The following is a 22,551-nucleotide window of genomic DNA, read 5'->3' as shown; positions in this document are numbered from 1 at the left end:
GAAGCGCTGGCCGGTACCGGCTCGCTGGCCTTCATAGCGGCTTGAGCGCACTTCGCTAAGTCCATTTTCCCACTGGTCGTCTGCGGCCTGACCTCAAAGAGAGTGTGTTATGAACCTGTCATCGGCTGGCGATCAGTCGCTGCTGATTTTTCCCGACGCGGACAAGAGCCCACTGAGTATTCGTGCCAAGGCACTGGTGTTCATCGATCCACGAACCCGCCAGTTGCGCGAAGAAGTCGAGCGTCTGGCCGGTTTGCCAGTGCCGATCCTGATTCAGGGGGAAACCGGTACCGGCAAGGAGTTGCTGGCGCGGCACATCCATCGGGCCAGCGAGCGCCCCGGCCTGTTCGTCGCCCTCAGTTGCAGCGGGTTGAGCATCAATCATGCCGAGGCCGAGCTGTTCGGCTACGTGGCCGGTGCCCATCAGGGGGCGCCCAGCAGCCGTGCCGGCTGGCTGGGTTCCGCCAATGGCGGCACTCTCTATCTGGACGAGATCGCCGACCTGCCGCTGCCCTTGCAGGAGCAACTGCTCAGCGTGCTGGAGACCGGTGAGGCCTGGCGGGTTGGCGCGGCGCAGCCGACGCCGCTGGATGTGCGCCTGGTGGCGGCTACCAGCATCGATCTGTGGCAGGCCGTGAAGGCCGGCAAGTTCGACGAGCGCCTGGCCCACTACTTGAGTGATGGTCGCCTCGAATTGCCGCCGCTGCGCGAGCGAGTCGGCGATGTGCTGCCGCTGGCCGAGTACTTCCTCGGTATCTATGCCCAGCGTCTGCGTCTGCCGCTGCCTGGCATCAGTCTGGCCGCCCAGGCGGTGCTCGAACGGCACGACTGGCCTGGCAATACCCGTGAACTGGAGAACGTGGTGCACTTCGCGCTGCTGGTCTGCGGCGCCGACGAGATCGACGCGCAACACCTCAATCTGCCGGCGGCACTGCCGCTGAAACGCATCGAATACGCGCTCGAGCAACTGATCGATGATGGCGATGCAGCGCAGCTCTCTGCGCTGCGCGAGTTGCTACGCCGCGCCGAGGCACGGGCACCGGTGTTGGCAGCCTCATAAGTAGCCGTTGCGTTTCGCTGCGCTCAATCCGGGCTACGGAATGCGGTGTGGGTGAGTCAGGCGCTTGTTACGCTGGCGAACACGACGCAGGTTCGGTTGCGCCGTAACCCACCATGTGCGCAATACGGAAGATCGCCTGGTGGGTTACGCGGTGCGCCGCTATCGAAGTCACTGAAAATCCACGGTGCAGCGCCGCTGACCCATCCTGCTGAGGGTTAAGACGCCAGCAGCGACACCGATTTGACCTGCGCCCACAGTGGTTGCCCGGCTCGGATGTCCAGTTGATCGAAGGAGTAGCGGGTGATGCGCGCGATGATGCGCTGTTCGCCCAGCTGCAGTTCGACCAGCCGGTGGGCCGGGTTGGGCAGATCGAACCAGCGCTCGACCGTCGCCGGCAGCAGGTTGAGCACGCTGCTGTCCCGGGCCTGTTCCAGGCTCAGGCTGACGTCGCGGGCCTTGATCTTGATCCGCACCTGGCGTCCGGCCGGCAGTGGCGCGTGGGCCAGCCTCAGGCAGGCCGTGCTGCCGGCCAGGCTGATATCGAGCAGGTCGTAGCGCGCATCGTGACGCTCGACCTGCCCCTCGATCACCGCCTCGGCATCGTCCTCGAAGATGAACGGCAAATCGCTGCGAATCAGCGTTTCCTTGAGCGGCCCGCTGGCCTTGACCTGGCCTTCGTCGAGCACCACCAGGTGATCCGCGAGGCGCGCCACTTCGTCCGGTGCATGGCTGACATAGAGGATCGGGATATCCAGCTCGTCATGCAGACGTTCCAGATACGGCAGCACTTCCTGCTTGCGCTTGAGATCCAGCGCGGCCAGGGGCTCGTCCATCAACAGCAGGCGCGGGCTGGTGAGCAGGGCGCGGGCCATGCCGACGCGCTGGCGCTCACCGCCGGAGAGACGATCCGGCAGGCGCTGCAGCAGGTGCCCGATGCCGAGCAGCTCGACCGCCTGTTCAAGGGGCACGCGACGTTCGGCCCTGGCGATGCGTTTGAGGCCGTACTGCAGGTTGCGCAACACCGACAGGTGGGCAAACAGGTTGGCATCCTGGAATACGTAGCCGACCGGGCGTCGGTGGGCGGGCAGCCAGATGCCGTTGGTGCTGTCCTGCCAGGTTTCGCCGTTTATCTGCAGGTAGCCGCTGCCCGGCCGCTCCAGCCCGGCGACGCAGCGCAGCAGCGTGGTCTTGCCCGAGCCGGAATGGCCGAACAGGGCGCTGACGCCGCGGCCAGGCAACTGCAGGTCGACATCCAGGGTGAAGCCGGGATGCGCCAGGTTGAAGCGGGCGTGGATCTGCGTCTCTCTCATGACCAGGCCTTCTGGCCGCGACGGCCGCTGGAGTAAAGCGCCAGCAGCACCAGGAAGGAGAACACCACCATACCGCCGGCCAGCCAGTGGGCCTGGGCGTACTCCATGGTTTCCACGTGGTTGTAGATCTGCACCGAGGCCACCTGGGTCTTGCCGGGGATGTTGCCGCCGATCATCAGCACCACGCCGAACTCACCGACGGTATGGGCGAAACCGAGGATCGCCGCGGTAAGAAAGCCCGGCCTGGCCAGCGGCAGCACCACAGTGAAGAAGGTATCCCAGGGCCCGGCGCGCAGCGTCGCCGCCGCTTCCAGAGGCGCGCGGCCCATGGCTTCGAAGGCGTTCTGCAACGGCTGCACCACGAACGGCAGGGAATAGAAGACTGAACCGATCAGCAGCCCGGCGAAGGTGAAGGTCAGGGTGCCCAGGCCGAGTGCCTGGGTCAGTTGGCCGAAGAATCCGTTGGGCCCCATGCTGATCAGCAGGTAGAAGCCGATCACCGTCGGCGGCAACACCAGCGGCAAGGCGACGATGGCGCCGATCGGTCGCTTCAGCCAGGAGTCGGTGCGTGACAGCCACCAGGCGATTGGCGTACCGATCAGCAGCAACAGCACAGTGGTCAGGGTGGCCAGCTCCAGGGTGAGGAGAATGGCGGCGAAGTCGTTGGGGCCCAGAGGCATGCAGTGGCCTTTCAGCTGTTGGTGACGAAAAAAGTGCCGGAGCCGGCTCCTGATCTTCAGACGCAGGCTCCAGTATTTCAAATGGATGGCTGCAGAATGGCGTTAGCGGACGGTCGTAGGATGGGTGAAACCCATCGGAAATTGATGGGTTTCACCCATCCTACGGGCTGTAGAACGTAGCCTGGATTAGCCGCAGGCGTAATCCGGGGCCGAAGGCCGTGATCCATGGTTCAACGCGAGTCACCGACCGGCTGCTTCCGCCTTATAGCGGCCATCTATATCGCCTGACCCCTTGCTGCATCAGCACGCAAGAGATCGTTAACGGGCTCTTTAAAGCTGGTAACCATAGGACTTGATGATTTCTGCGGCTTTCGGGCCTTTCAGGTAATCGACCAGCGCCTTGGCAGCCGGGTTGCTGGCGCCTTTCTTGAGGATGAGAGCGTCCTGGCGAATCGGCTCGTACATCGCTTCGGGCACTATCCAGGCCGAACCGCTGGTGATCTGGCCATCCTTGTACACCTGGGAGAGGGCGACGAAGCCCAGCTCGGCGTTGCCGGTAGAGACGAACTGCAGCGCCTGGGTGATGTTCTGGCCTTCGACGATCTTGCCTTTCAGCGTGTCGCTCAGGCCCAGCTTGTCCAGTGTCTGGGTCGCTGCAAGGCCGTAGGGTGCAGCTTTCGGGTTGGCGATGGACAGGTGCTTGAAGTCGCCTTTCTCGAGCACTGCGCCCTTGTCGTCGACGAAGCCTTCCTTGGGCGACCACAACACCAGAGTGCCGATGGCGTAAGTGAAGCGTGAGCCGTCCACGCTCTGGCCTTCCTGTTCGAGCTTGGCTGGTGTGCTGTCATCGGCGGAGAGAAAGACCTCGAAGGGCGCGCCATTGCTGATCTGCGCGTAGAACTGCCCGGTGGCCCCGTAGGAAGCCTGCACGCTGTGCCCGGTGTCCTTTTCGAACTCGCTGGCAATGGCCTGCATCGGTGCGGTGAAGTTGGCGGCGACCGCTACCTGTACCTGATCGGCGAGGGCGTTGCCCGCCATGGCGAGGCTGGCGCAAAGAACGAAAAGCGGACGAACGAGGCGGGTGCGCATGGACAGCTCCTGAGGGTGTGGGCCGCGAACGGCGGCCACTTACGGTAACGCTATATACAAAAATATATGGCGATAGGGAAGTGAAACCGTCCGCTCGTTCAATCTATGTGCGCTGTTCGCTTGTGCTGGGTGGAGTATTTCGCCGTGGAGCGAGGACTTCTCCAGCGGCCAAAACGAAAAATGCCAGTCAGATCGCCTGACTGGCATTTTCGAGACGCCGCGTTAGCGGGCTGTCAGGGTTACTCCAGCCATTCGGCGACGCGATCCGGGTTCTTGTCGATCCATTGCTTGGCCGCTTCTTCCGGCTTCACGCCGTCGCGGATGGACAGCATCACCGCGCCCACTTCCTCGGCGCTCCAGGACAGCTTCTTGAGGAAGGCCGCGGCTTCTGGCGCCTTGGCTTCCAGGCCCGGATTGGCCACGGTATCGACGTGCTCGGCTTCGCCGAAGACGTTTTTCGGGTCTTCCAGGAAGCGCAGTTTCCATTGCGCGAACATCCAGTGCGGAATCCAGCCCGTCACCACGATCGGCTTCTGCGCTTTCTCGGCGCGGGTCAGGGCGGTGGCCATGGCCGGGCCCGAACTCGGCATCAGCTTGATGCTCTTGAGGTCGTATTCCTTGATCGCGTCTTCGGCACGGCGCATCACGCCAGCGCCGGCATCGATACCGGTGATCTTGCCGTCGAAGTCCTTGGCATATTTCTCCAGGTCGGCGATGGTCTTGGCTTCCACGTATTCCGGCACGATCAGGCCGATCTTGGCGCCGTCGTAGTTGGTGCCCAGGACGGTGACCTTGTCCTTGAGCTTCTCGAAATATTCACCGTGGGTGGCTGGCAGCCAGGCGGAAAGGGTGGCATCGAGGTCGCCGCGGGCCAGGCCCTGCCACATGATGGCGGGTTCGACCGGCTGCAGGGTGACGTCGTAACCCAGTTTGGTCTTGAGGATTTCACCAGCGACGTGGGTGACGGCGACGCTGTCGTCCCAGCCATTCACGTAGCCGATTTTCAGAGCGGGTTTGTCCGCTGCCATGGCGCTGGACATACCCATGGCCAGGGCGGCGACACCGAGGCTCTGTAGGCAGAGGCGTTTGAAGTTGTGCATAGGTCTTGCTCCGTCAGTGAGTGGCAGTTCGGGTGGTTTACTGGCTCGTTCTGATCGCGGGCCTTGCGGCACCGGCTGTGCAGAGCAGGGCATGGCCCTGTTGGCACCGGGCGCATGGGAGGCACGCCTCCCGGCGGACAGGCTTCGCACCTTGCGTCGCCTGTCTGTACCTGACCCGGTCGCTGGCAACCGAGTCGCGGTGAGTGCGGGTTCTTACAACCCGACGAATTTCTTCACAGCGGCAGCGCCGTCCTGACCGTCGAAGGTGGTGACACCTTCCAGCCAGGTGTCGAGAACCTGCGGATTAGCCTTGATCCATTCCTTGGCCACGGCGGCCGGATCCTGCTTCTCGAGCACTTTCTCCATCAGCTGGCTTTCGATATCGACGTTGAACTGCAGGTTGCTCAGCAGTTTGCCAACGTTGGCGCAACGCGCTTCGTAGTCTGGCGGTACCACGGTGTAAACCTTGGCGGCGCCGTAATCCGGGCCGAACACGTCGTCACCGCCGGACAGGTAGGTGATGTCCTGCTGGGTATTCATCGGGTGCGGTGCCCAGCCGAGGAAGACCACCGGCTCCTTCTTGCGAATCGCGCGCTGTACCTGCACCAGCATGCCGGCCTCGCTGGACTCGATCATCTTGAAATCGCCGAGATCGAAGGTGTTGCCCTTGATCATGCCGTCAATCAGCAGGTTGCCGTCGTTACCCGGCTCGATGCCGTAGATCTTGCCGCCCAGCTGATCCTTGAACTTGGCGATGTCCTGGAAGCTCTTCAGGCCCGCTTCTGCAGCGTAGGTCGGTACGGCCAGGGTGTATTTGGCGCCTTCGAGGTTGGCCTTGGGCAGTACCTTGACGCTGTTGTCCTTGGTGAACGGCTCGATCACCGCGTCCATGGAGGGCGCCCAGTAACCGAGGAATACGTCGATCTGCTTGTTCTTCACGCCGGTGAAGGCGATCGGCACCGAGGCCATGGTCTTGCGCGGCTGGTAGCCGAGGCCTTCGGTCAGCGTCATGGCCACACCGGTGGTGGCAGCGATGTCGGCCCAACCGATTTCGGCGAAACGCACCTGCTTGCAGCTCGCCGGCTCCTGAGCCCAGGCGCCCTGCATCAACGCGCAGGACAGCACGCCCACGCCCGCCGCCTTGTAGAAGTTGTTCATTCGCGGATCCTTGTAAAGTTGAAAGAATGCTGAGTATGGTCGGCTTTACTGGCGTTGCAGGCGAGCGCTCAGCCAGTTCAACCAGCCGGCACGGTTCGCGGCGGTTTGCGGGGTGCCGAAGCTCTCGGTAATACGGTCGAGGATGATCGCCAGCAGAACCACGGCCATGCCGCTTTCGAAGCCCAGGCCGATGTCCAGACGCTGGATACTGGCCAGTACGTCGTTACCCAGGCCGCCAGCACCGACCATCGAGGCAATGATCACCATCGACAGGGCCATCATGATGGTCTGGTTGACGCCTGCCATGATCGACGGCATCGCGTTGGGCAGCTGTACCTTGAACAGCAGTTGGCGACCGTTGCAGCCAAACGACTGGCCGGCCTCGACGATTTCCTTGTTGACCTGGCGAATGCCCAGACTGGTCAGGCGTACCGCCGGCGGCATGGCAAAGATCACCGTGGCGATGATGCCGGGCACGCGACCGAGGCCGAACAGCATGGCCGCCGGAATCAGATAAACGAACGCCGGCATGGTCTGCATGAAGTCCAGAATCGGCCGGATGATGGTCGACACGCGCTCGCTCTTGGCAGCCCAGATGCCCAGGGGAATGCCCATCAGCAGGCTGATCAGGGTCGCCGAGAAGGTCAGGCCGAGAGTGACTACGGTCTGCTCCCAGAAGCCGGTCATGACGATCAGCACGAATGCGATGGCGGTGAATACGGCGAAGCGCAGACCAATACGCCACAGACCGAGGGCGACGAAAATGGCGATCAGCAGCCAGGCCGGCGGCAGCATGAGCACGGCTTCGATGCCTTCGGAAAAACCACTGACCACACTGCCGATGCTGTCGAAGGCGCCGCTGTAGTTATCCAGCAGGTGTTGCACCGAGTCGTTGACCCAGCTACCCAGATCCAGTTTCTCGCTCATGTCATTCTCCCTGCAGACGAGTCAGGAGGCGGCCTTTGCTGATGGCGCCGCTGTAATTGCCATCCTGGTCGACCACCGGGATCGGACCCTCGTTGTCCACCAGGCGGCCGATCACCTGATCCAGTGGCATATCTTCGGGAACCGGGTTGATTTCCTTCAGAACGGCCTGCTCCAGCGAACAGGATTCGCCACCCTCGACCATCAGGGCGATCCTCTCCAGGCTGATGGAGCCCTGAAACTTGTTGTCTTCGTCGACGATGAAGGCGTAGTGCTTGTCCTGCTCCTGCAGCTCCCGGCACACGGTCTGCGCGTCCGGCGCTTGGCCGTTGTGCACGTAGATCGGCACGCTGTCGGCCTTGAGCTGGCCGGCGGTGAGATAGCGGCTGGTGTCGACCGTATCGAAGAAGTTGCGCACATATTCGTTGGCAGGATTGTCGATAAGCTCCTGCGGTGTGCCGACCTGGATCAGCTTGCCGCCTTCCATGATGCCGATGCGAGTACCGATGCGCATGGCTTCCTCGATATCGTGAGATACGAAGATGATGGTACGGCGGTCGGTCTTCTGCAGTTCGAGGAGGATGTCCTGCATCTCGCGGCGCTTGAGCGGGTCAAGGGCCGAGAAGGCCTCGTCCATGATGATCATCGACGGGTCGACGGCCAAGGCGCGGGCCAGGCCGACCCGCTGCTGCATGCCGCCCGAGAGTTCGTGAGGAAATTTGCCGGCGAAGGTATCCAGGCCAACCTGGGTGAGTACCTGCATGGCGCGTTCTTCACGCTCCTTGCGGCCCTTGCCCGCCACTTCGAGACCGAAGGCGGCGTTATCCAGAACGGTGCGCGACGGCATCAGTGCGAAGGACTGGAAGACCATGCTCATGTCGCGACGACGCAGATCGATGAGCTGATCCTTGGGCAGTTTGGCGACGTTTTGCCCGTCGATGTAGACATTGCCGGCGGTGGGCTCGACCAGTCGGTTGATCAGGCGGATGAGGGTGGATTTACCTGAGCCGGAAAGACCCATCAGCACGAAGATTTCACCTTCCTCGACGCTGAACGATACGTCGCTGACGCCAATCACGGCGCCCTTCTCGGCGAGAATTCTGTCCTTGCTCCAACCCTGCTTGAGCAGGTCGATGGCTTCTTGCGGCTTGTCGCCGAAGACCTTGTAGAGGTTCTCGACAACGATTTTTCCAGACTGCATGGGATGGTTCCCCTTCAGTAGACATCCAGAGCAGTTACACGCAGCTTGCCGCGCGCCCACAGGGCGTTCGTCAGGCGATGTCGACTGTTCTTGCTTGTGGGTATATACACGGTTCCGAGGTTTGGACAGCGGTCTGGTACATGGCGTTCTGCTGGCACTCGCGCACGCTCCCGAAGACCTGCTATGGCGGCTTGCAGCCCCCAGCATTCCTGGTTGATGTGTCGAATGAATATCGCGTTGCCGTGCTGCAAACTGCTTTCCAAACCCTCTGGCAGTGTTACGAAGCCCAATCCTTGGGGAATTCACATCTCATCCGAGATGCGCGTACGTCCGAAATTTCTTGTTGGGCTGGCGCCCTGTTGCGGTAGCCAGCACTTATCTGTTCTTCGGTCCGGAGCGGAGGGCTCCAGTCTGCCACTCTGGTCAAGAGGGACAGCGACGAAATCGGCTGACTCAACGATATAGTCTTGCGGTCGTGGCAATTATCGAATTGCGACCCTGACGTGTTGGGCGACGACACATAAGCCCTCGCCTAAAAAACCATAACAGATTTTTTCTACCCTTGGCCAAGGCTGAAAGCCACGCGCGGCGCGGTTTCCAGCTTTTCGGTAGGCCTTAGGCTAGGTGAGCCGGGGGCTGTAGCGAATTCGAAAAAAATCGTATGTAAAGCTGTCGGTAGAGGAAAAACGGCGGGTCGAGAGCGGTTTTTTTGCACCGTTTTGGTTCTTGCGTACATGCATGGGTGGCAGGGTTTTCGTGCAGAACGCCGCCTATGTGTGGCGTCACGTCGTCGCGAATTGACGGCGTTCATGGGCATGAGCGGGATGACGCTCAGTGCCATCGAGTACTGATTGCCGGATGATCGTCATGCCCAGCCGTTTGGAACGGTTTCTGTGTCCGCCCGTGAGCGCTTTTCGCTCAGATTTCCGGTCACCCGCCAGCTTTTGGTGCAGGCCATTCGATGGCCGAATCGTCACCTGAGTGACCGGGCGGTCACGCTCCCCGTTACTGTCGCCAGGTAACCACCCTAAAAGCGCGGGAACACCCTTTCCCGGGAGTGCTACCAAAATGCTCAGGCCCTTGTGGCATGGCACTTTGCGCCCGTTTCACGATTGCTGATCCCGCACGACAGGTTCCCGCCGCCGGGGCGTTCCAGCCTGGGCGATATTTTTTATTGAACGGGTGTTCAATGTCGGCATGACCTTTGCGTTGTATAGGCCATCTGCTTGACTACCGTATGCCGTAATCACAAGAAAATCAGAGCCTCGCGATGAAGGCTCACAACGTGCTTAGCGTGAGGGTTCACTGATGTCACAGTTCAATCAAGGAGCGCCGCTCCCGAGCCGTGTTCCCCAGTCCATCGGGTTTCTCCTGCTGGACAATTTCACCCTGATCTCTCTGGCATCCGCCGTGGAGCCCCTGCGCATGGCCAACCAGCTCTCCGGCAAGGAGTTGTATCGCTGGCACACCCTGACCCTCAATGGCCTGCCGGTCTGCGCCAGCGATGGTTTGCAGATCACTCCGGATGCCAGCATGGCCAACTCGCCGGCGCTGAGTGCGGTGATCGTCTGTGGCGGCGTGGACATCCAGCGCAGCGTCACCCGCGAGCACGTGCAATGGTTGCAGGCTCAGGCACGTCAGGGCCGGCAGATGGGCGCCGTGTGTACCGGCAGTTGGGCGCTGGCCAAGGCCGGGCTTCTCGATGGCTACGATTGCAGCGTGCACTGGGAGTTTCTCGCTGCGATGCAGGAGGCATTCCCCCGCGCAGCCATCACCACGCGGCTGTTCTCCATCGATCGCAACCGCAACACCTCGTCCGGCGGCACCGCGCCGATGGACATGATGTTGCACCTGATCGGCCGCGAGCATGGCCGCGAACTGGCGGCGGCGATCTCCGAGATGTTCATCTATGAACGCATCCGCAACGAGCAGGATCACCAGCGCGTACCGCTCAAGCACATGCTCGGCACCAACCAGCCGAAGTTGCAGGAAATCGTCGCGCTGATGGAGGCCAATCTCGAGGAGCCTATCGACCTCGACCAGTTGGCGCTCTATGTCGATGTATCGCGGCGTCAGCTGGAGCGCCTGTTCCAGAAATACCTGCACTGCTCGCCGTCGCGCTACTACCTCAAGTTGCGCCTGATTCGCGCCCGCCAACTGCTCAAGCAGACGTCGATGTCGATCATCGAAGTGGCATCGGTCTGCGGCTTCGTCTCCACGCCGCACTTCTCCAAGTGCTACCGCGAATACTTCGGCATTCCGCCACGCGATGAGCGCGCTGGCAGCAGCTCGAACGTGGTGGCGCTGGTGCCGATCCATGACGACCTGATGCCCGAGTCTTCTTCCGCCATGTCCGCGCTCAGCCGTGCTCAGGGTGAGTCGACCTTCGCCAGCGTGCGCATCGTCTGATTTGTGGCGGTAACGGCCCACGGCCGTTACCGCCATGTCTCCTGAACAAAAATCGCCGGGAGCGATTTTTGACGTCGCCTGCGACGGCCCGAAGGGTAGCCGCCAGGGGTGGTGGGCACAAAAAATTGCCGGGAGCAATTTTTGACGTCGCTCCGCGACGGCCCGTTAGGGTTGCCGCCAGGGATGGCAGGCAACAAAAAAACACCCAGTCGCTCGAGAGCCCCGCAGCGCCAGGCTTTCAACGCTTTCCAAACAGCTTATCCACAGCCACGCACACAGTATTTGTGCGCAAGCTATTAGTGCTGATGAATACTTCGTCTGTTTTTTGCGATTTTTACTGGGAAGGCCCTGGAAAGGGCTTCTCGGCAATCCTGCAGGACAACGTCTGGGCAAAAAAACGGCAAGCGGCTGTAGCGCCCGTGAGACCGGGCGGCTGGCAGTTATTCAACAGGTTATCCACAGCCGCATACACAGTATTTGTGTGCAAACCATGGCGGTTGGAAAGGCGGGCGGCTGCGCTGCAACCTACCCTGATGTTCGAGAGCCCCTAGCGACGTGGCACGAGAGCCGGCAGCAGGGTTCGGGAGATGGCTTCGCGTACGGTCGGCAGCACGGTGGCGCTACCGGCGAGTATGTCTTCGACCATGTGTCGCAAGGCAACGGCGCGCTCGGGGCACAGGCCGGTGACCGCGTATTCGCAGGCCTGCTCGGCACTCGCACCGCTGGGAATGCTGATGCCCAGGGCTACCAGGCGTTCACGGAGATCTTCCTGGTCGATCAATTCGGCGTGCATCATCGTCCTGTCCTCGTGGCGTGTTTGAAGATCGGCGCCTGGTCAACGCAGCACGCCTTCGTCCAGCAGTAACTTGAAGATAGCCTCTGCTCCTTCCTGTGGCGAGACGCCGTTGAGCACCTGGCCACCGCCGCCCGATGCTTTTGCCGTGGCGGCCTTCATACGCTCGGCGCCGGTCTTGGCCTTGATCACTTTCAGGCGCTTGGGTCGCGGACGGGCCGGTTGCCACTGGGCATCGGCGTAGAGCGGGTCGTCGACCAATTCCACCGATTCACTATCCAGAGTGCCGCGCCGCGCCGGGCCGAATGCGCTCTGGCGAGCTGCCGGTGCTGCACCGTCGACACTGGCGACGAACGGCAGGCGCACCTTGAGCCGGCGTCGTTGCCCGCGGGGCAGGGCCTGCAGCACCTGGGCGCTGCCACCTTCGATGCTTTCCACTTCCGCCAGGCCGACGATCAGCGGCCAGCCCAGGCGCTCGGCCAGCAGGTAGGGCAGCATGCCCGAACCTTCGCCCGTTTCCGCCTGGCTGCCGGTCAGCACCAGTTGTGCCTTGGCCAGTTTCAGGTGTTCGGTGAGAGTGGGCAAGGCATCGGCCTCGCGGGGCTTTTCGAGTACCGTGAGGCCGGGCAGGCCCATGCCGAGATAGGCGCGCAGGGTTTCTTCCCGTGGGTCGCCGGCGTGCACCACATCGAGTTTCTCGCCGGCCAGTTTGAGGCCCAACTCCACGGCACGGGCATCCTGCTCGGCACGGCGTGGCCGCCCCGACGCGGGGTGCGAGCCGATCGATATGAGGGCGACTACGTTCAGTTCAGCCATGATGCAGCCCTCGCAGGTGCGGCGTAGGGTGGAAGACGCTCTTTTCTTCCACCATGGATTCTCTGGCAAAGCCGGTGGATGGGGCGGGCCGCGCAGGCAGGCGTCATCCACTCTGCGGAGTTGATCCGTGACCTATGCGGCATCGCGCTTGGCTCCGTGACGGTGGGCTTCGACCTTGTCGATCAGCGCCTGGAGGATCGCGGCGGAATCGCCGATCACCGCCATGTCGGCGCGCTTGATCATGTCGCAGCCGGGATCGAGGTTGATCGCCACCACCTTGTCGCAGGCGCCGATGCCCTGCAGGTGCTGGATGGCGCCGGAGATGCCCACCGCCAGGTACACGCGGGCAGTGACCCAGGTGCCGGTGGCACCGACCTGACGGCCTCGCGGCATATGACCGTCATCTACCGCCACGCGCGAGGCGCCTTCGGTGGCGCCGAGGGCGCCGGCGGTGCGATGGAACAGCGCCCAGTCCTTCACGCCATTGCCGCCGGAGAGGATGAACTCCGCTTCGGCCATGGGAATCTGCGCCGGGTCGACGGCCACCGAGCCGAGGTCTTCGATACGCGGCAGGTTGCGCGCGACCTGCGCCGACAGCTCGACCGCCCGCGCTTCGTGGCGGGTTTCGCTGACCGGGTCGGCGCACTCCGCGGCCGCCAGAATCAGGCGCGGCGTGGCCTGGGCGATGTCCTCGCGGCCAGCGCCGGCGCGGCCGGTACTCTGCCCGTCCTTGACCTGCCAGACGCGGGTCGCCGGGCGTTCGCCCAGGCTCGCCGCCAGGCGCCGGCCCAGTTCACCACCACCGTTGCGGCTGTCCGGCAGCAACCAGTGACGCGGCGCGAACTGGCTTTCCAGCGCACGCAGGGCGAGCACGCGTTGCTCCGGCGAATAGCCTTGGTACTCATCGCCGTCGAGCATCAGCAGGCGGTCGACGCCCGCGGTGTCGAACGCGTTTTCCTTCACCTCGCCAAACACCACGGCAAGCACCGCGCCATCTTCACCTGCAAGCTGATGGGCGAGACCGAGCAGATCCTTGTCGTGGCCGCTCAGGCGACCGCCGACCATGTCCGGTACTACGGCGATGAAGAATGCCGGTTGTTCGATGACGTGCAATGGCAGTTGCACCTCCACGCTGACGCTCTGACGCTTGCCTGAACCGCCCTGCTGGGCGCCACTGCGGTCGATACGCTTGAGCCCGGCCGGGCCGATGAAACCGGCGGCAGCCGCGTGCGGGTTTTTGCGGATGACGCCGTTGGGGCCCAGCCACTGGATTTGCTGGGTCTGCATGGCGGCATGCAGCGGATGCAGACGATTGCGGGCGATCCACTCGGCGTGCGGGTCGCGGCGGATGATGTCACTCATAGCTGCCTCCCCCGCCAGCGCGGCACCGTAGGATGGGTGGTAACCCATCGGCCATTGATGGGTTATCACCCATCCTACGCATATGAGCCATCACGCCACCTCCACGGTGGCTGGTTTGGCCACCGGTTTCTTCAGTTGTGCTTCGCTCTCGATCAGTACATCGGCGACCAGTTCGGCGATGTCCTTGATCTGCGGGCGTGGTTCGACCACGCCTTCGAGCATCACGGTGCATTGCGGGCAGCCGACGGCCACCAGCTCGGCGCCGGTTTCCTTGATGTCTTCCATGCGCATGTCGGGAATCCGCTGCTTGCCGGGGATATCGGTGATCGGCGCGCCGCCACCGCCGCCACAGCAGCGCGAGCGGAAGCCGGAGCGGGCCATTTCCCTGACCTCGATGCCGATGGCCTTGAGCACCGCGCGCGGCGCCTCGTACTCGCCGTTGTAACGGCCCAGGTAGCAGGGGTCGTGATAGGTCACGCTACCGCCCTTGTGTTGACCAAGGGCGAGCAGGTCGCGCTGCATCAGCGTCTCGATGAAGGTGCTGTGGTGCATGACCTGATAGTGGCCGCCCAGGGCGCCGTACTCGTTCTTCAGAACGTGAAAGCTGTGCGGGTCGCAGGAGACGATGGTCTTGAACTGGTACTTGGCGAGGGTGGCGATATTGCGCCTGGCCAATTGCTGGAAGGTCGCTTCGTCCCCGAGGCGACGGGCCACGTCACCACTGTCGCGCTCTTCCAGGCCGAGCACGGCGAAGTCCACGCCGGAAGCTTTGAGGATCTTCACGAAGGCGCGCAGGGTGCGCTGATTGCGCATGTCGAAGGCACCGTCGCCAACCCAGAACAGTACGTCGGTGTGTTCCCTTTCGCTCATCAGCGGCAGGTTCAGATCCGCCGCCCAGTTCAGTCGCCCGCCCGGTGCGAAGCCGCCCGGGTTGTCGGTGGCGATGAGGTTTTCCAGGACTTCGGCGCCCTTGTTCGGCGTCGAGCCTTTCTCCAGGGTCAGGTGGCGGCGCATGTCGACGATGGCGTCGACATGCTCGATCATCATCGGGCATTCCTCTACGCAGGCGCGGCAGGTGGTGCATGACCACAGGGTGTCCGCATCGACCAGCGCCTTGCCCTGCAACGACACGATCGGCTGGTGCGGCCCGCCGCTGTGCTCGCCCAGCGGTTTGCCCGGGTAGGGCGAGCCGGCGAATTTGGCGTCGCTGCCGCCGGCCAGACCGATGACCATGTCCTGGATCAGTTTCTTCGGGTTCAGCGGCTGGCCGGCAGCGAAGGCCGGGCACATGGCCTCGCATTTGCCGCACTGCACGCAGGCGTCGAAGCCGAGCAACTGGTTCCAGGTGAAGTCGCTGGGTTTTTCCACGCCCAGCGGCGCTTTCGGATCGTCGAGATCGAGAGCTTTCAGCCCGGTGGAGCGGCCACCGCCAAAGCGTTCGCTACGGCGGTGCCAGGCCAGGTGCAGGGCGCCGGCGAAGGCGTGCTTCATTGGCCCGCCCCAGGTCATGCCGAAGAACAGCTCGGACACACCCCAGGCCACACCGACAGACAGCAGCGCAGCGAGAATCCAGCTACCGCTGCTCTGCCAAGAAAAGTCATCCGGCAGGATGCCGGCAACCGGCAGCGTGGTGATAAAGAAACTCACCGAAAACATCAGCAGGCTTTTCGGCAAGCGCATCCATGGGCCTTTCGACAGGCGCGCTGGCGGGTTGCGCCGACGCTTGGCGACGAACAGCGCGCCAATGAACATGCACGCCGTCGCGGCCAGCAGGGCGAAGCCGAGGATGCGGTTGTGCAGGCCGAAACCATGCACGACGATCGCCAGCACGGCGGCGAGCACGAAGCCGCCAGCGGTGGCCACGTGAGTCCTGGACATGTAGCTGTCGCGCTCGACCACATGATGCAGATCGACCAGATAACGGCGCGGCATTTTCAGTAGGCCACCGAGCCAGTCGACCTTCGACGGCCGCCCGCGACGCCACATGAAGAAGCGTTTCGCCGCGCCCAGCACGGCGAGGCCCAGGGCGGCGAACAGCAGGATGGGGAGAATGGTGCTAAGCATGGTGAAGCTCCCGCAAGGGTCTTGTAGGAGCTGGCTTGCCAGCGATTCGGGCTCCGCGGTTATCGCTTGGGCCGCGTTATCGTTCATCGCCGGCAAGCCGGCTCCTACAGGGAGGCTGCTTAAAAGTCCTTGCACAACCGCAGCGCGTCATAGATCGCCGCATGGGTGTTGCGCTGGGCCACGCAGTCGCCGATACGGAACAGCAGGTAGCCGTCACCGACCTGGCTCAGACTTGGCTGCGGTTGAATGGCGAACAGCGCGTCGATATCCATCTGCCCCTTGTTGCGCGAGCCTTCTTTCAGCGCGTAATAGAGCCCTTCATCCGGGCGCACGCCGTTCTCCACGACCACCTGATCGACTACCCGCTCTTCCTTGGCACCGGTGTATTCGTTCTCCAGCACGGCAATCTTCTTGTCGCCCTCGGCATAGACCTTCTCCAGCATCATGTCGCCGGTCATGATCACTTCCTTGGGGTACATGCTGCGGTAGTAGGTCGGGAAACTGGTGCCGCCGATGGCCACGCCGGGCTTGATGTCGTCGGTGACGATCTCGACCTGGCAGCCCTTGTCGGCGAGAAAGTCTGCCACCGACATGCCGGTGAATTCGCAGATGGTGTCGTACACCAGTACGTTCTTGCCCGGTGCCACCTTGCCGCTGAGGATGTCCCAGCTGCTGACCACCAGGCCTTCGTCCGCGCCCCAGTGCTCGACCTGTTCGAGGAACGGGTGACCGCCGTTGGCGAGGACGACGATGTCGGCGCGCAGGTCATTGATGGTGTCCACGTCCGCCGCGGTGCCCAGGCGCAGATCGATGCCCAGGCGCGCCAGTTCTAGTTGATACCAGCGGGTGATGCCGGCGATCTGGTCGCGTTGCGGCGCTTTCGAGGCCAGGGTGATCTGTCCGCCAAGGCTGTCCTGTTTTTCAAAAAGCGTCACGTCGTGGCCACGCTCCGCTGCGACTCTCGCCGCCTCCATCCCGGCAGGGCCGCCACCGACCACCACTACCTTGCGCTTGGGCCCGGTGGATTTCTCGATGATGTGTGGCAGCCCCATGTATTCGCGGCTGGTCGCGGCGTTCTGGATGCACAGCACGTCTAGGCCCTGGTACTGGCGGTCGATGCAGTAGTTGGCGCCGACACACTGCTTGATCTGGTCGACTTGGCCCATCTTGATCTTGGCGATCAGGTGCGGATCGGCGATATGCGCGCGGGTCATGCCGACCATGTCCACGTAGCCGCCTTCGAGAATGCGTGTGGCCTGGTTGGGATCCTTGATGTTCTGCGCGTGCAGCACCGGCACGTTGACCACTTCCTTGATACCGGCCGCCAGGTGCAGGAACGGCTCCGGCGGGTAGCTCATGTTGGGAATGACGTTGGCCAGGGTGTTGTGGGTATCGCATCCCGAACCGACCACGCCGAGGAAGTCGAGCATGCCGGTGTCGGTGTAGTACTTGGCGATCTGTTTCATGTCGTCGTGGGACAGGCCGTCCGGGTGGAACTCGTCCCCGCAGATGCGCATGCCCACGCAGAAATCGTCGCCCACTTCGGCGCGCACTGCCTTGAGCACTTCCATGCCGAACTTCATGCGGCCTTCGAAGGTGCCGCCCCATTCGTCGGTGCGCTTGTTGACCCGTGGCGACCAGAACTGGTCGATCATGTGCTGGTGCACGGCGGACAGCTCGACGCCATCCAGGCCGCCCGCCTTTGCGCGACGAGCTGCTTGCGCGTAGTTGCCAATGACGCGCCAAATTTCTTCTTCCTCGATGGTCTTGCAGGTGGCGCGATGCACCGGTTCACGGATGCCGGACGGCGACATCAGGGTCGGCCAGTGGCCGCCATCCCAGCGCGAGCGACGGCCCATGTGGGTAATCTGGATCATGATCTTGGCGCCGTGCTTGTGCATGGCGTCGGCCAGGTTCTGGAAGTGCGGGATGATGCGGTCGGTCGCCAGGTTCACCGAGGCCCACCAGTGTTGCGGGCTGTCGATGGCGACCACCGAGGAGCCGCCGCAGATCGCCAGGCCGATGCCGCCCTTGGCCTTTTCCTCGTAGTACTTCACGTAGCGGTCGGTGGTCATGCCGCCGTCGGTGGCATACACCTCCGCGTGCGCGGTGGAGAGCACACGATTACGGATGGTCAGTTTGCCGATCTGGATCGGCTGGAACATTGCTTCGAAGGCCATGACCTTCTCCTCGATTCGGCGACTTGCACGCTACGTTTCGCGTTCACGGTTAACGCGGGTCTGGAGCGCCTTTATCGAGTGGCGCTCCTGATTTGGATAGGTCAGAGCGGGCGGGTGACGAACAGGCCATCGTCGTGGCCTTCTTCGGAACCGCCGTATTCCTGCACGGTGGCCGTACGGATGGCGCTGCCCTTGGCTGCCAGGATCTGGTCGAGGGCGCCGGAGAACCAGCCGGTGAACATGTAGTCCACCTTGCGGCCGACCTTGCCGTACACGTACACGAAAGCCGAATGCTTGAGGCGCACTTCGGCGGTACCGGCGTCAAGGTCGAACTTCTCCACCTCGAACAGGCCCCAGCCACGCTGCGACAGACGCTTCATGTAGTGCTCGAACACCGCGGCGCCTTCGATGCCGTGGCACTCGGCTTCCTTCTCGCACCAGTGCCAGGCGGATTTGTAGCCGGCCTTGTAGAGAATTTCGGCGTACGTGTCGGCGCCGAGCACTTCCTCGATACCCATGTGGTTGTTGACGAAGAAATGCCGCGGCACGTAGAGCATCGGCAGAGCGTCAGTCGTCCAGACGCCAGTTTCGTCATCGACCTGGATGGGCATTTCGGGGGCGTGGGTGGCCATGTGGATAACTCCATAATCAAGTCGTTTGTAGGGTGGATGGCGCTTTATCCATCCACCAGAAAGGTGAGTCACCGCGCTGTGGAGTGGTGGATGAAAAGAGCGTCAGCTACGCGCCCCGATCCACCCTACGGATTTGGCGGCGCGTCCGGCCTATTCGCCCCAGACGTCGGCCAGTACCCTCACCCAGTTTTCGCCCATGACCTTGCGCACGGTGCGCTCGCTCATGCCGCGCTTGATGAGGGTTTCGGTGAGGTTGGGGAATTCGCCCACGGTGCGGATACCCAGCGGGTTGACGATCTTGCCGAAGTTGGTCAGACGCCGGGCGTAGCCCTTGTCGTGGGTCAGGTACTCGAAGAAGTCCTGGCCGTGCCCTTGGGTGAAATCGGTGCCGATGCCGATGGCATCTTCGCCAACGATATTCATCACGTACTCGATGGCCTCGGCGTAGTCGTCGATGGTCGAGTCGATGCCTTTGGCCAGGAAGGGCGCGAACATGGTCACGCCGACGAAGCCGCCATGGTCGGCGATGAACTTCAATTCGGCGTCGGATTTGTTGCGTGGGTGTTCTTTCAGCCCGGAAGGCAGGCAGTGTGAATAGGTGACGGGTTTCTTCGATTCGAGGATGACTTCCTCGCTGGTCTTGCTGCCGACGTGGGACAGGTCGCACATCACGCCGACGCGGTTCATCTCGGCGACGATCTCGCGACCGAAACCGGACAGGCCGCCGTCACGCTCGTAGCAGCCGGTACCGACGAGGTTCTGGGTGTTGTAGCACATCTGCACGATGCCCACGCCGAGCTGCTTGAAGATCTCCACGTAGCCGATCTGATCCTCGAACGCATGGGCATTCTGGAAGCCGAAGAGGATGCCGGTCTTGCCCAGCTCCTTGGCGCGGCGGATGTCGGCGGTGCTGCGTACCTGCATTACCAGGTCGCTGTTCTCGCGGATCAGTTTCTGGCTCGAGGCGATGGCGTCGATGGTCTCCTGAAAATCCTCCCAGACCGACACCGTGCAGTTGGCCATGGTCAGGCCGCCCTTGCGCATGTCCTCGAACAGTTCGCGGTTCCACTTGGCGATGATCAGACCGTCGATGACGATGCTGTCGGCGTGCAATTCGGCTGGGCTCATCAGGCTGCTCCCCTTGATTGGTGGCACCAGATTCGTTGCTGGCGCTTTGTGGGGAGCATATGCCTCGGCGCCTTATCGACCGGGTGCAAAAACGACCGGGGGATTGCCGAAAGCGTCAAGGCGAGGTCGTGATTGGATAAGCCCTTTGGGGGAGACCTGTTCCAAAGCAGGGGATGACCGACAGGCCGCTACAAGGTTCAAGCGGACGTAGGGTGGATGACGCTCTTTTCATCCACCATCGCGGTTGCAGAGCGGTGGACGGGGCGGGCCGGGTAGGTGAAGCGTCGTCCACCCTTGCAGGCTACAAAAAACGCACTCGTAGAGTGGGCTTCAGCCCGCATGCTTGGGCGCAGGCGGTTGGTGATTCGAACAGCCGTTGTCCCCTGTAATCGCCCCTGACAATCTCAGCCGAACCAGCATTATCCGTTCTGCGGCGGGGCGGCGTAAAACCATGTAAAACACCTGCGCCGCCTTGGTACGTGCTCTACGCCATACTGCCGCCACGTGTTTCAGGATGTCGGCGCTCATGCCCCCAAATTCCCGCCTCTGGCGGCCGTTCTGCCTGGCCGTCCTCGTGGCCACGCTGCTCGGCAGCATCGTTCAAACCCAGTTCAATCTCGCGGCTCTGCAACAGCTTGGCGCCAGTATTTCCCCGGGTGTGCGGATACAGGCAACGCTGCATGATCTTTTCGGCTTCAGTCCCACGTTCGCTGCGCTGGTTATCGCTGCATTCATTGTCGCGCTGCCATTGGCCACTTGGCTCGCGTCTGTCTTGGGCACCCTGCGCTGGCTGGTTTTTTTGCTCGCCGGCGCCTTGGCCGTCTGGTTGGCGCTAAGCGTGGCCAACGCCATAGCGCCCATGCCAACGCTGATCGGTGCCAACCGCACCTTGGCCGGTACGCTGGCGCTGATGGTCTGCGGCAGCCTTGGCAGTTTGGTCTTCGCACGCTTCAGCGGTGCCGGCCGTTAATGATCTCTCTTCGAACCAAAGGTGTGACGTTGAAAGCTGTCTTGCTGGTGCTCGGTCTTTGCGTAGGTGCCTTGGCCCATGCCGATTACCGTATCGAAACCGTTACCAGCGGCCTGGAGCACCCCTGGTCGCTGGCCTTCCTACCCGATGGTCGCATGTTGGTCACCGAGCGCGTGGGTCGACTGCGGCTGATCGATGCCCAGGGCAAACTGCAGGCAGACCCGGTTGGCGGTTTGCCCGCGCCCTTCGTCGCCACCCAGGCTGGCTTGATGGAAGTGGCGCTGGATCCGGAGTTCGCCAGCGATCCCTGGATCTACCTGAGCTATGCCCATGGCAGCATCGACGCCAACAACACGCGGCTGGCTCGGGCTCGATTGGTCGATGGAGAGTTGCGCGACCTCGAGGTGCTGTTCACCGCCCAGCCGGCCAAGGCGGGCGCGTCACACTACGGTGGACGGATCGCCTTTCTGCCCGACGATACCCTGGTGCTGACCCTTGGCGATGGCTTCGATTGGCGCGAGCAGGCGCAGAATCCAGCCAACCACCTGGGCAAGACGGTGCGTCTGAACCGTGACGGCAGTATTCCAGAAGACAATCCGCTTCGCGGTCAGGCGGGTGCTGCCGAGGAGATTTACAGCCTTGGCCATCGCAACGTTCAGGGCATCGTCTACGACGGCAAGCGCAAGCGCCTCTACAGCCACGAGCACGGCCCAAAGGGCGGCGATGAGCTGAATCTGATCCAGGCCGGCGGCAATTATGGTTGGCCGCTGACCTCCTTCGGCGTCGATTACACCGGGGCGATGGTCACACCATTCACCGAGCTGCCTGGTTATCTGTCGCCGCAACTGCACTGGACGCCATCGGTGGCACCTTCGGGGCTGGCGCTATACACCGGTAACCGTTTCCCGCAGTGGAAGGGCGATCTTTTCGTCTCGACTCTGGCCGAAAAGAGCGTGCGCCGCGTGCGCCTGGTTAAAGGCCGGCTGGCCGGCGAAGACATCCTGTTCCAGGAGCTCGAAGAGCGCATCCGCGGTGTGTACAACGGGCCTGACGGCGCGCTGTACCTGCTTACCGACAGCGCCGAAGGGCGGCTGCTGCGTGTGGTGCCGCTGTAGGTTACGGCATAATCCGCCGCCAGCCTCCACTACCGTAAACCGTCATGATGCCATTGAAGTATCTCCAGGGTTATCCCGCATCGCTGCAGGATCAGGTGCGCCAGATGATCGCCGGAGAACGGCTGGGCGACTATCTGGCGCAGCGATACCAGGGACGCCACGCCATCCAGAGCGACAAGGCGCTGTACGCCTATGTCATGGCGCTCAAGCAGGAGCACCTGAAAAACGCGCCGGCCATCGACAAGGTGCTGTTCGACAATCGCCTCGACCTGACGCATCGCGCGCTCGGCCTGCACACGACGATCTCGCGGGTGCAGGGCGGCAAGCTCAAGGCCAAGAAGGAAATTCGCGTCGCCTCGCTGTTCCGCGAGGCCGCGCCGCAGTTCCTGCAGATGATCGTGGTGCACGAGCTGGCACACTTGAAGGAGAGCGACCACAACAAGGCGTTCTACAAACTCTGCGAATACATGCTGCCGGACTATGGGCAGCTGGAGTTCGATCTGCGTCTGTACCTGACCTGGCGCGATCTGCAGTCTGGCACGCCAGCCTGACGCCTTGGG

Annotated in this window: 19 protein-coding genes; 5 read left to right on the top strand and 14 right to left on the bottom strand. The window is 62.6% G+C overall.

The window, feature by feature from the left end; genetic code table 11:
* Positions 1–109 precede the first annotated feature (109 nt).
* Complete coding sequence (locus DNK06_RS01695) at positions 110–1,060, top strand: sigma 54-interacting transcriptional regulator (RefSeq protein WP_131178311.1); 951 nt, start codon at positions 110–112, stop codon at positions 1,058–1,060.
* A 215-nt stretch (positions 1,061–1,275) separates the two neighbouring features.
* Here the strand turns inward: DNK06_RS01695 and modC are convergent, their stop codons facing one another.
* The 7 genes from modC to DNK06_RS01660 form a co-directional block, all read right to left on the bottom strand.
* A complete protein-coding gene (gene modC / locus DNK06_RS01690) occupies positions 1,276–2,370 on the bottom strand; it encodes a molybdenum ABC transporter ATP-binding protein (protein ID WP_131178310.1) in 1,095 nt (364 codons plus the stop codon).
* The gene (gene modB / locus DNK06_RS01685) at positions 2,367–3,050 is read right to left on the bottom strand and encodes a molybdate ABC transporter permease subunit (protein WP_131178309.1); all 684 of its coding nucleotides are present in this window, start codon (positions 3,048–3,050) and stop codon (positions 2,367–2,369) included. The genes modC and modB overlap by 4 nt, the downstream gene beginning before the upstream one ends.
* A 330-nt stretch (positions 3,051–3,380) precedes the next feature.
* On the bottom strand, positions 3,381–4,088 hold the full coding sequence (gene modA / locus DNK06_RS01680; protein ID WP_242674739.1) for a molybdate ABC transporter substrate-binding protein: 708 nt from the start codon (positions 4,086–4,088) through the stop codon (positions 3,381–3,383).
* A 290-nt stretch (positions 4,089–4,378) separates the two neighbouring features.
* Positions 4,379–5,239 carry a glycine betaine ABC transporter substrate-binding protein gene (locus DNK06_RS01675; RefSeq protein ID WP_131178307.1) on the bottom strand — a complete coding sequence of 287 codons (861 nt, stop codon included), beginning with the start codon at positions 5,237–5,239 and terminating at the stop codon, positions 4,379–4,381.
* A 213-nt stretch (positions 5,240–5,452) separates the two neighbouring features.
* Positions 5,453–6,397: a choline ABC transporter substrate-binding protein gene (locus tag DNK06_RS01670; RefSeq protein ID WP_131178306.1), complete on the bottom strand. Its 945-nt coding sequence runs from the start codon at positions 6,395–6,397 to the stop codon at positions 5,453–5,455.
* A 45-nt stretch (positions 6,398–6,442) separates the two neighbouring features.
* Positions 6,443–7,324 (bottom strand): ABC transporter permease, encoded by an 882-nt coding sequence (locus tag DNK06_RS01665; protein WP_131178305.1) that lies wholly within the window; start codon positions 7,322–7,324, stop codon positions 6,443–6,445.
* A 1-nt stretch (position 7,325) separates the two neighbouring features.
* The gene (locus DNK06_RS01660) at positions 7,326–8,522 is read right to left on the bottom strand and encodes a quaternary amine ABC transporter ATP-binding protein (RefSeq protein ID WP_131178304.1); all 1,197 of its coding nucleotides are present in this window, start codon (positions 8,520–8,522) and stop codon (positions 7,326–7,328) included.
* A gap of 1,308 nt (positions 8,523–9,830) precedes the next feature.
* Between DNK06_RS01660 and gbdR the strand changes: the two genes are divergently transcribed.
* Entirely contained in the window at positions 9,831–10,931 is a 1,101-nt protein-coding gene (gene gbdR, locus DNK06_RS01655) for a choline metabolism transcriptional regulator GbdR (RefSeq protein ID WP_131178303.1), read from the top strand.
* 547 nt (positions 10,932–11,478) lie between these two features.
* Here gbdR and DNK06_RS01650 read toward each other — a convergent pair.
* The 7 genes from DNK06_RS01650 to DNK06_RS01620 form a co-directional block, all read right to left on the bottom strand.
* Complete coding sequence (locus DNK06_RS01650) at positions 11,479–11,727, bottom strand: hypothetical protein (RefSeq protein WP_131178302.1); 249 nt, start codon at positions 11,725–11,727, stop codon at positions 11,479–11,481.
* A gap of 39 nt (positions 11,728–11,766) precedes the next feature.
* Positions 11,767–12,540 (bottom strand): electron transfer flavoprotein subunit beta, encoded by a 774-nt coding sequence (gene etfB, locus DNK06_RS01645; RefSeq protein WP_131178301.1) that lies wholly within the window; start codon positions 12,538–12,540, stop codon positions 11,767–11,769.
* A gap of 132 nt (positions 12,541–12,672) precedes the next feature.
* On the bottom strand, positions 12,673–13,902 hold the full coding sequence (gene etfA, locus DNK06_RS01640; RefSeq protein ID WP_131178300.1) for an electron transfer flavoprotein subunit alpha: 1,230 nt from the start codon (positions 13,900–13,902) through the stop codon (positions 12,673–12,675).
* A 90-nt stretch (positions 13,903–13,992) separates the two neighbouring features.
* On the bottom strand, positions 13,993–15,966 hold the full coding sequence (gene dgcB / locus DNK06_RS01635; RefSeq protein WP_131178299.1) for a dimethylglycine demethylation protein DgcB: 1,974 nt from the start codon (positions 15,964–15,966) through the stop codon (positions 13,993–13,995).
* Positions 15,967–16,085: 119 nt separating this feature from the next.
* Positions 16,086–18,146, bottom strand: coding sequence for a dimethylglycine demethylation protein DgcA (gene dgcA, locus DNK06_RS01630; protein ID WP_131178298.1), 2,061 nt, complete (start codon positions 18,144–18,146; stop codon positions 16,086–16,088).
* Positions 18,147–18,247: 101 nt separating this feature from the next.
* On the bottom strand, positions 18,248–18,778 hold the full coding sequence (locus DNK06_RS01625; RefSeq protein WP_131178297.1) for a DUF5943 domain-containing protein: 531 nt from the start codon (positions 18,776–18,778) through the stop codon (positions 18,248–18,250).
* 150 nt (positions 18,779–18,928) lie between these two features.
* Positions 18,929–19,906 carry a dipeptidase gene (locus DNK06_RS01620; protein ID WP_131178296.1) on the bottom strand — a complete coding sequence of 326 codons (978 nt, stop codon included), beginning with the start codon at positions 19,904–19,906 and terminating at the stop codon, positions 18,929–18,931.
* Positions 19,907–20,420: 514 nt separating this feature from the next.
* On the opposite strand from DNK06_RS01620, the gene DNK06_RS01615 reads away from it, so the two are divergent.
* From DNK06_RS01615 to DNK06_RS01605, 3 genes are read left to right on the top strand one after another with little or no spacing between them, the layout of a single operon-like run.
* Positions 20,421–20,876, top strand: a complete 456-nt coding sequence (locus tag DNK06_RS01615; RefSeq protein ID WP_242674737.1) for a hypothetical protein — start codon at positions 20,421–20,423, stop codon at positions 20,874–20,876.
* A 29-nt stretch (positions 20,877–20,905) separates the two neighbouring features.
* Entirely contained in the window at positions 20,906–21,991 is a 1,086-nt protein-coding gene (locus tag DNK06_RS01610) for a PQQ-dependent sugar dehydrogenase (protein ID WP_242674736.1), read from the top strand.
* A gap of 44 nt (positions 21,992–22,035) precedes the next feature.
* Positions 22,036–22,542, top strand: coding sequence for a M48 metallopeptidase family protein (locus tag DNK06_RS01605; RefSeq protein WP_131178294.1), 507 nt, complete (start codon positions 22,036–22,038; stop codon positions 22,540–22,542).
* The last annotated feature ends 9 nt before the right edge of the window (positions 22,543–22,551 follow it).

It is taken from the genome of Phytopseudomonas daroniae, from assembly GCF_004327285.1.
GTDB lineage: Bacteria > Pseudomonadota > Gammaproteobacteria > Pseudomonadales > Pseudomonadaceae > Aquipseudomonas > Aquipseudomonas daroniae.
This window is presented reverse-complemented; position numbering and strand designations above follow the sequence as displayed.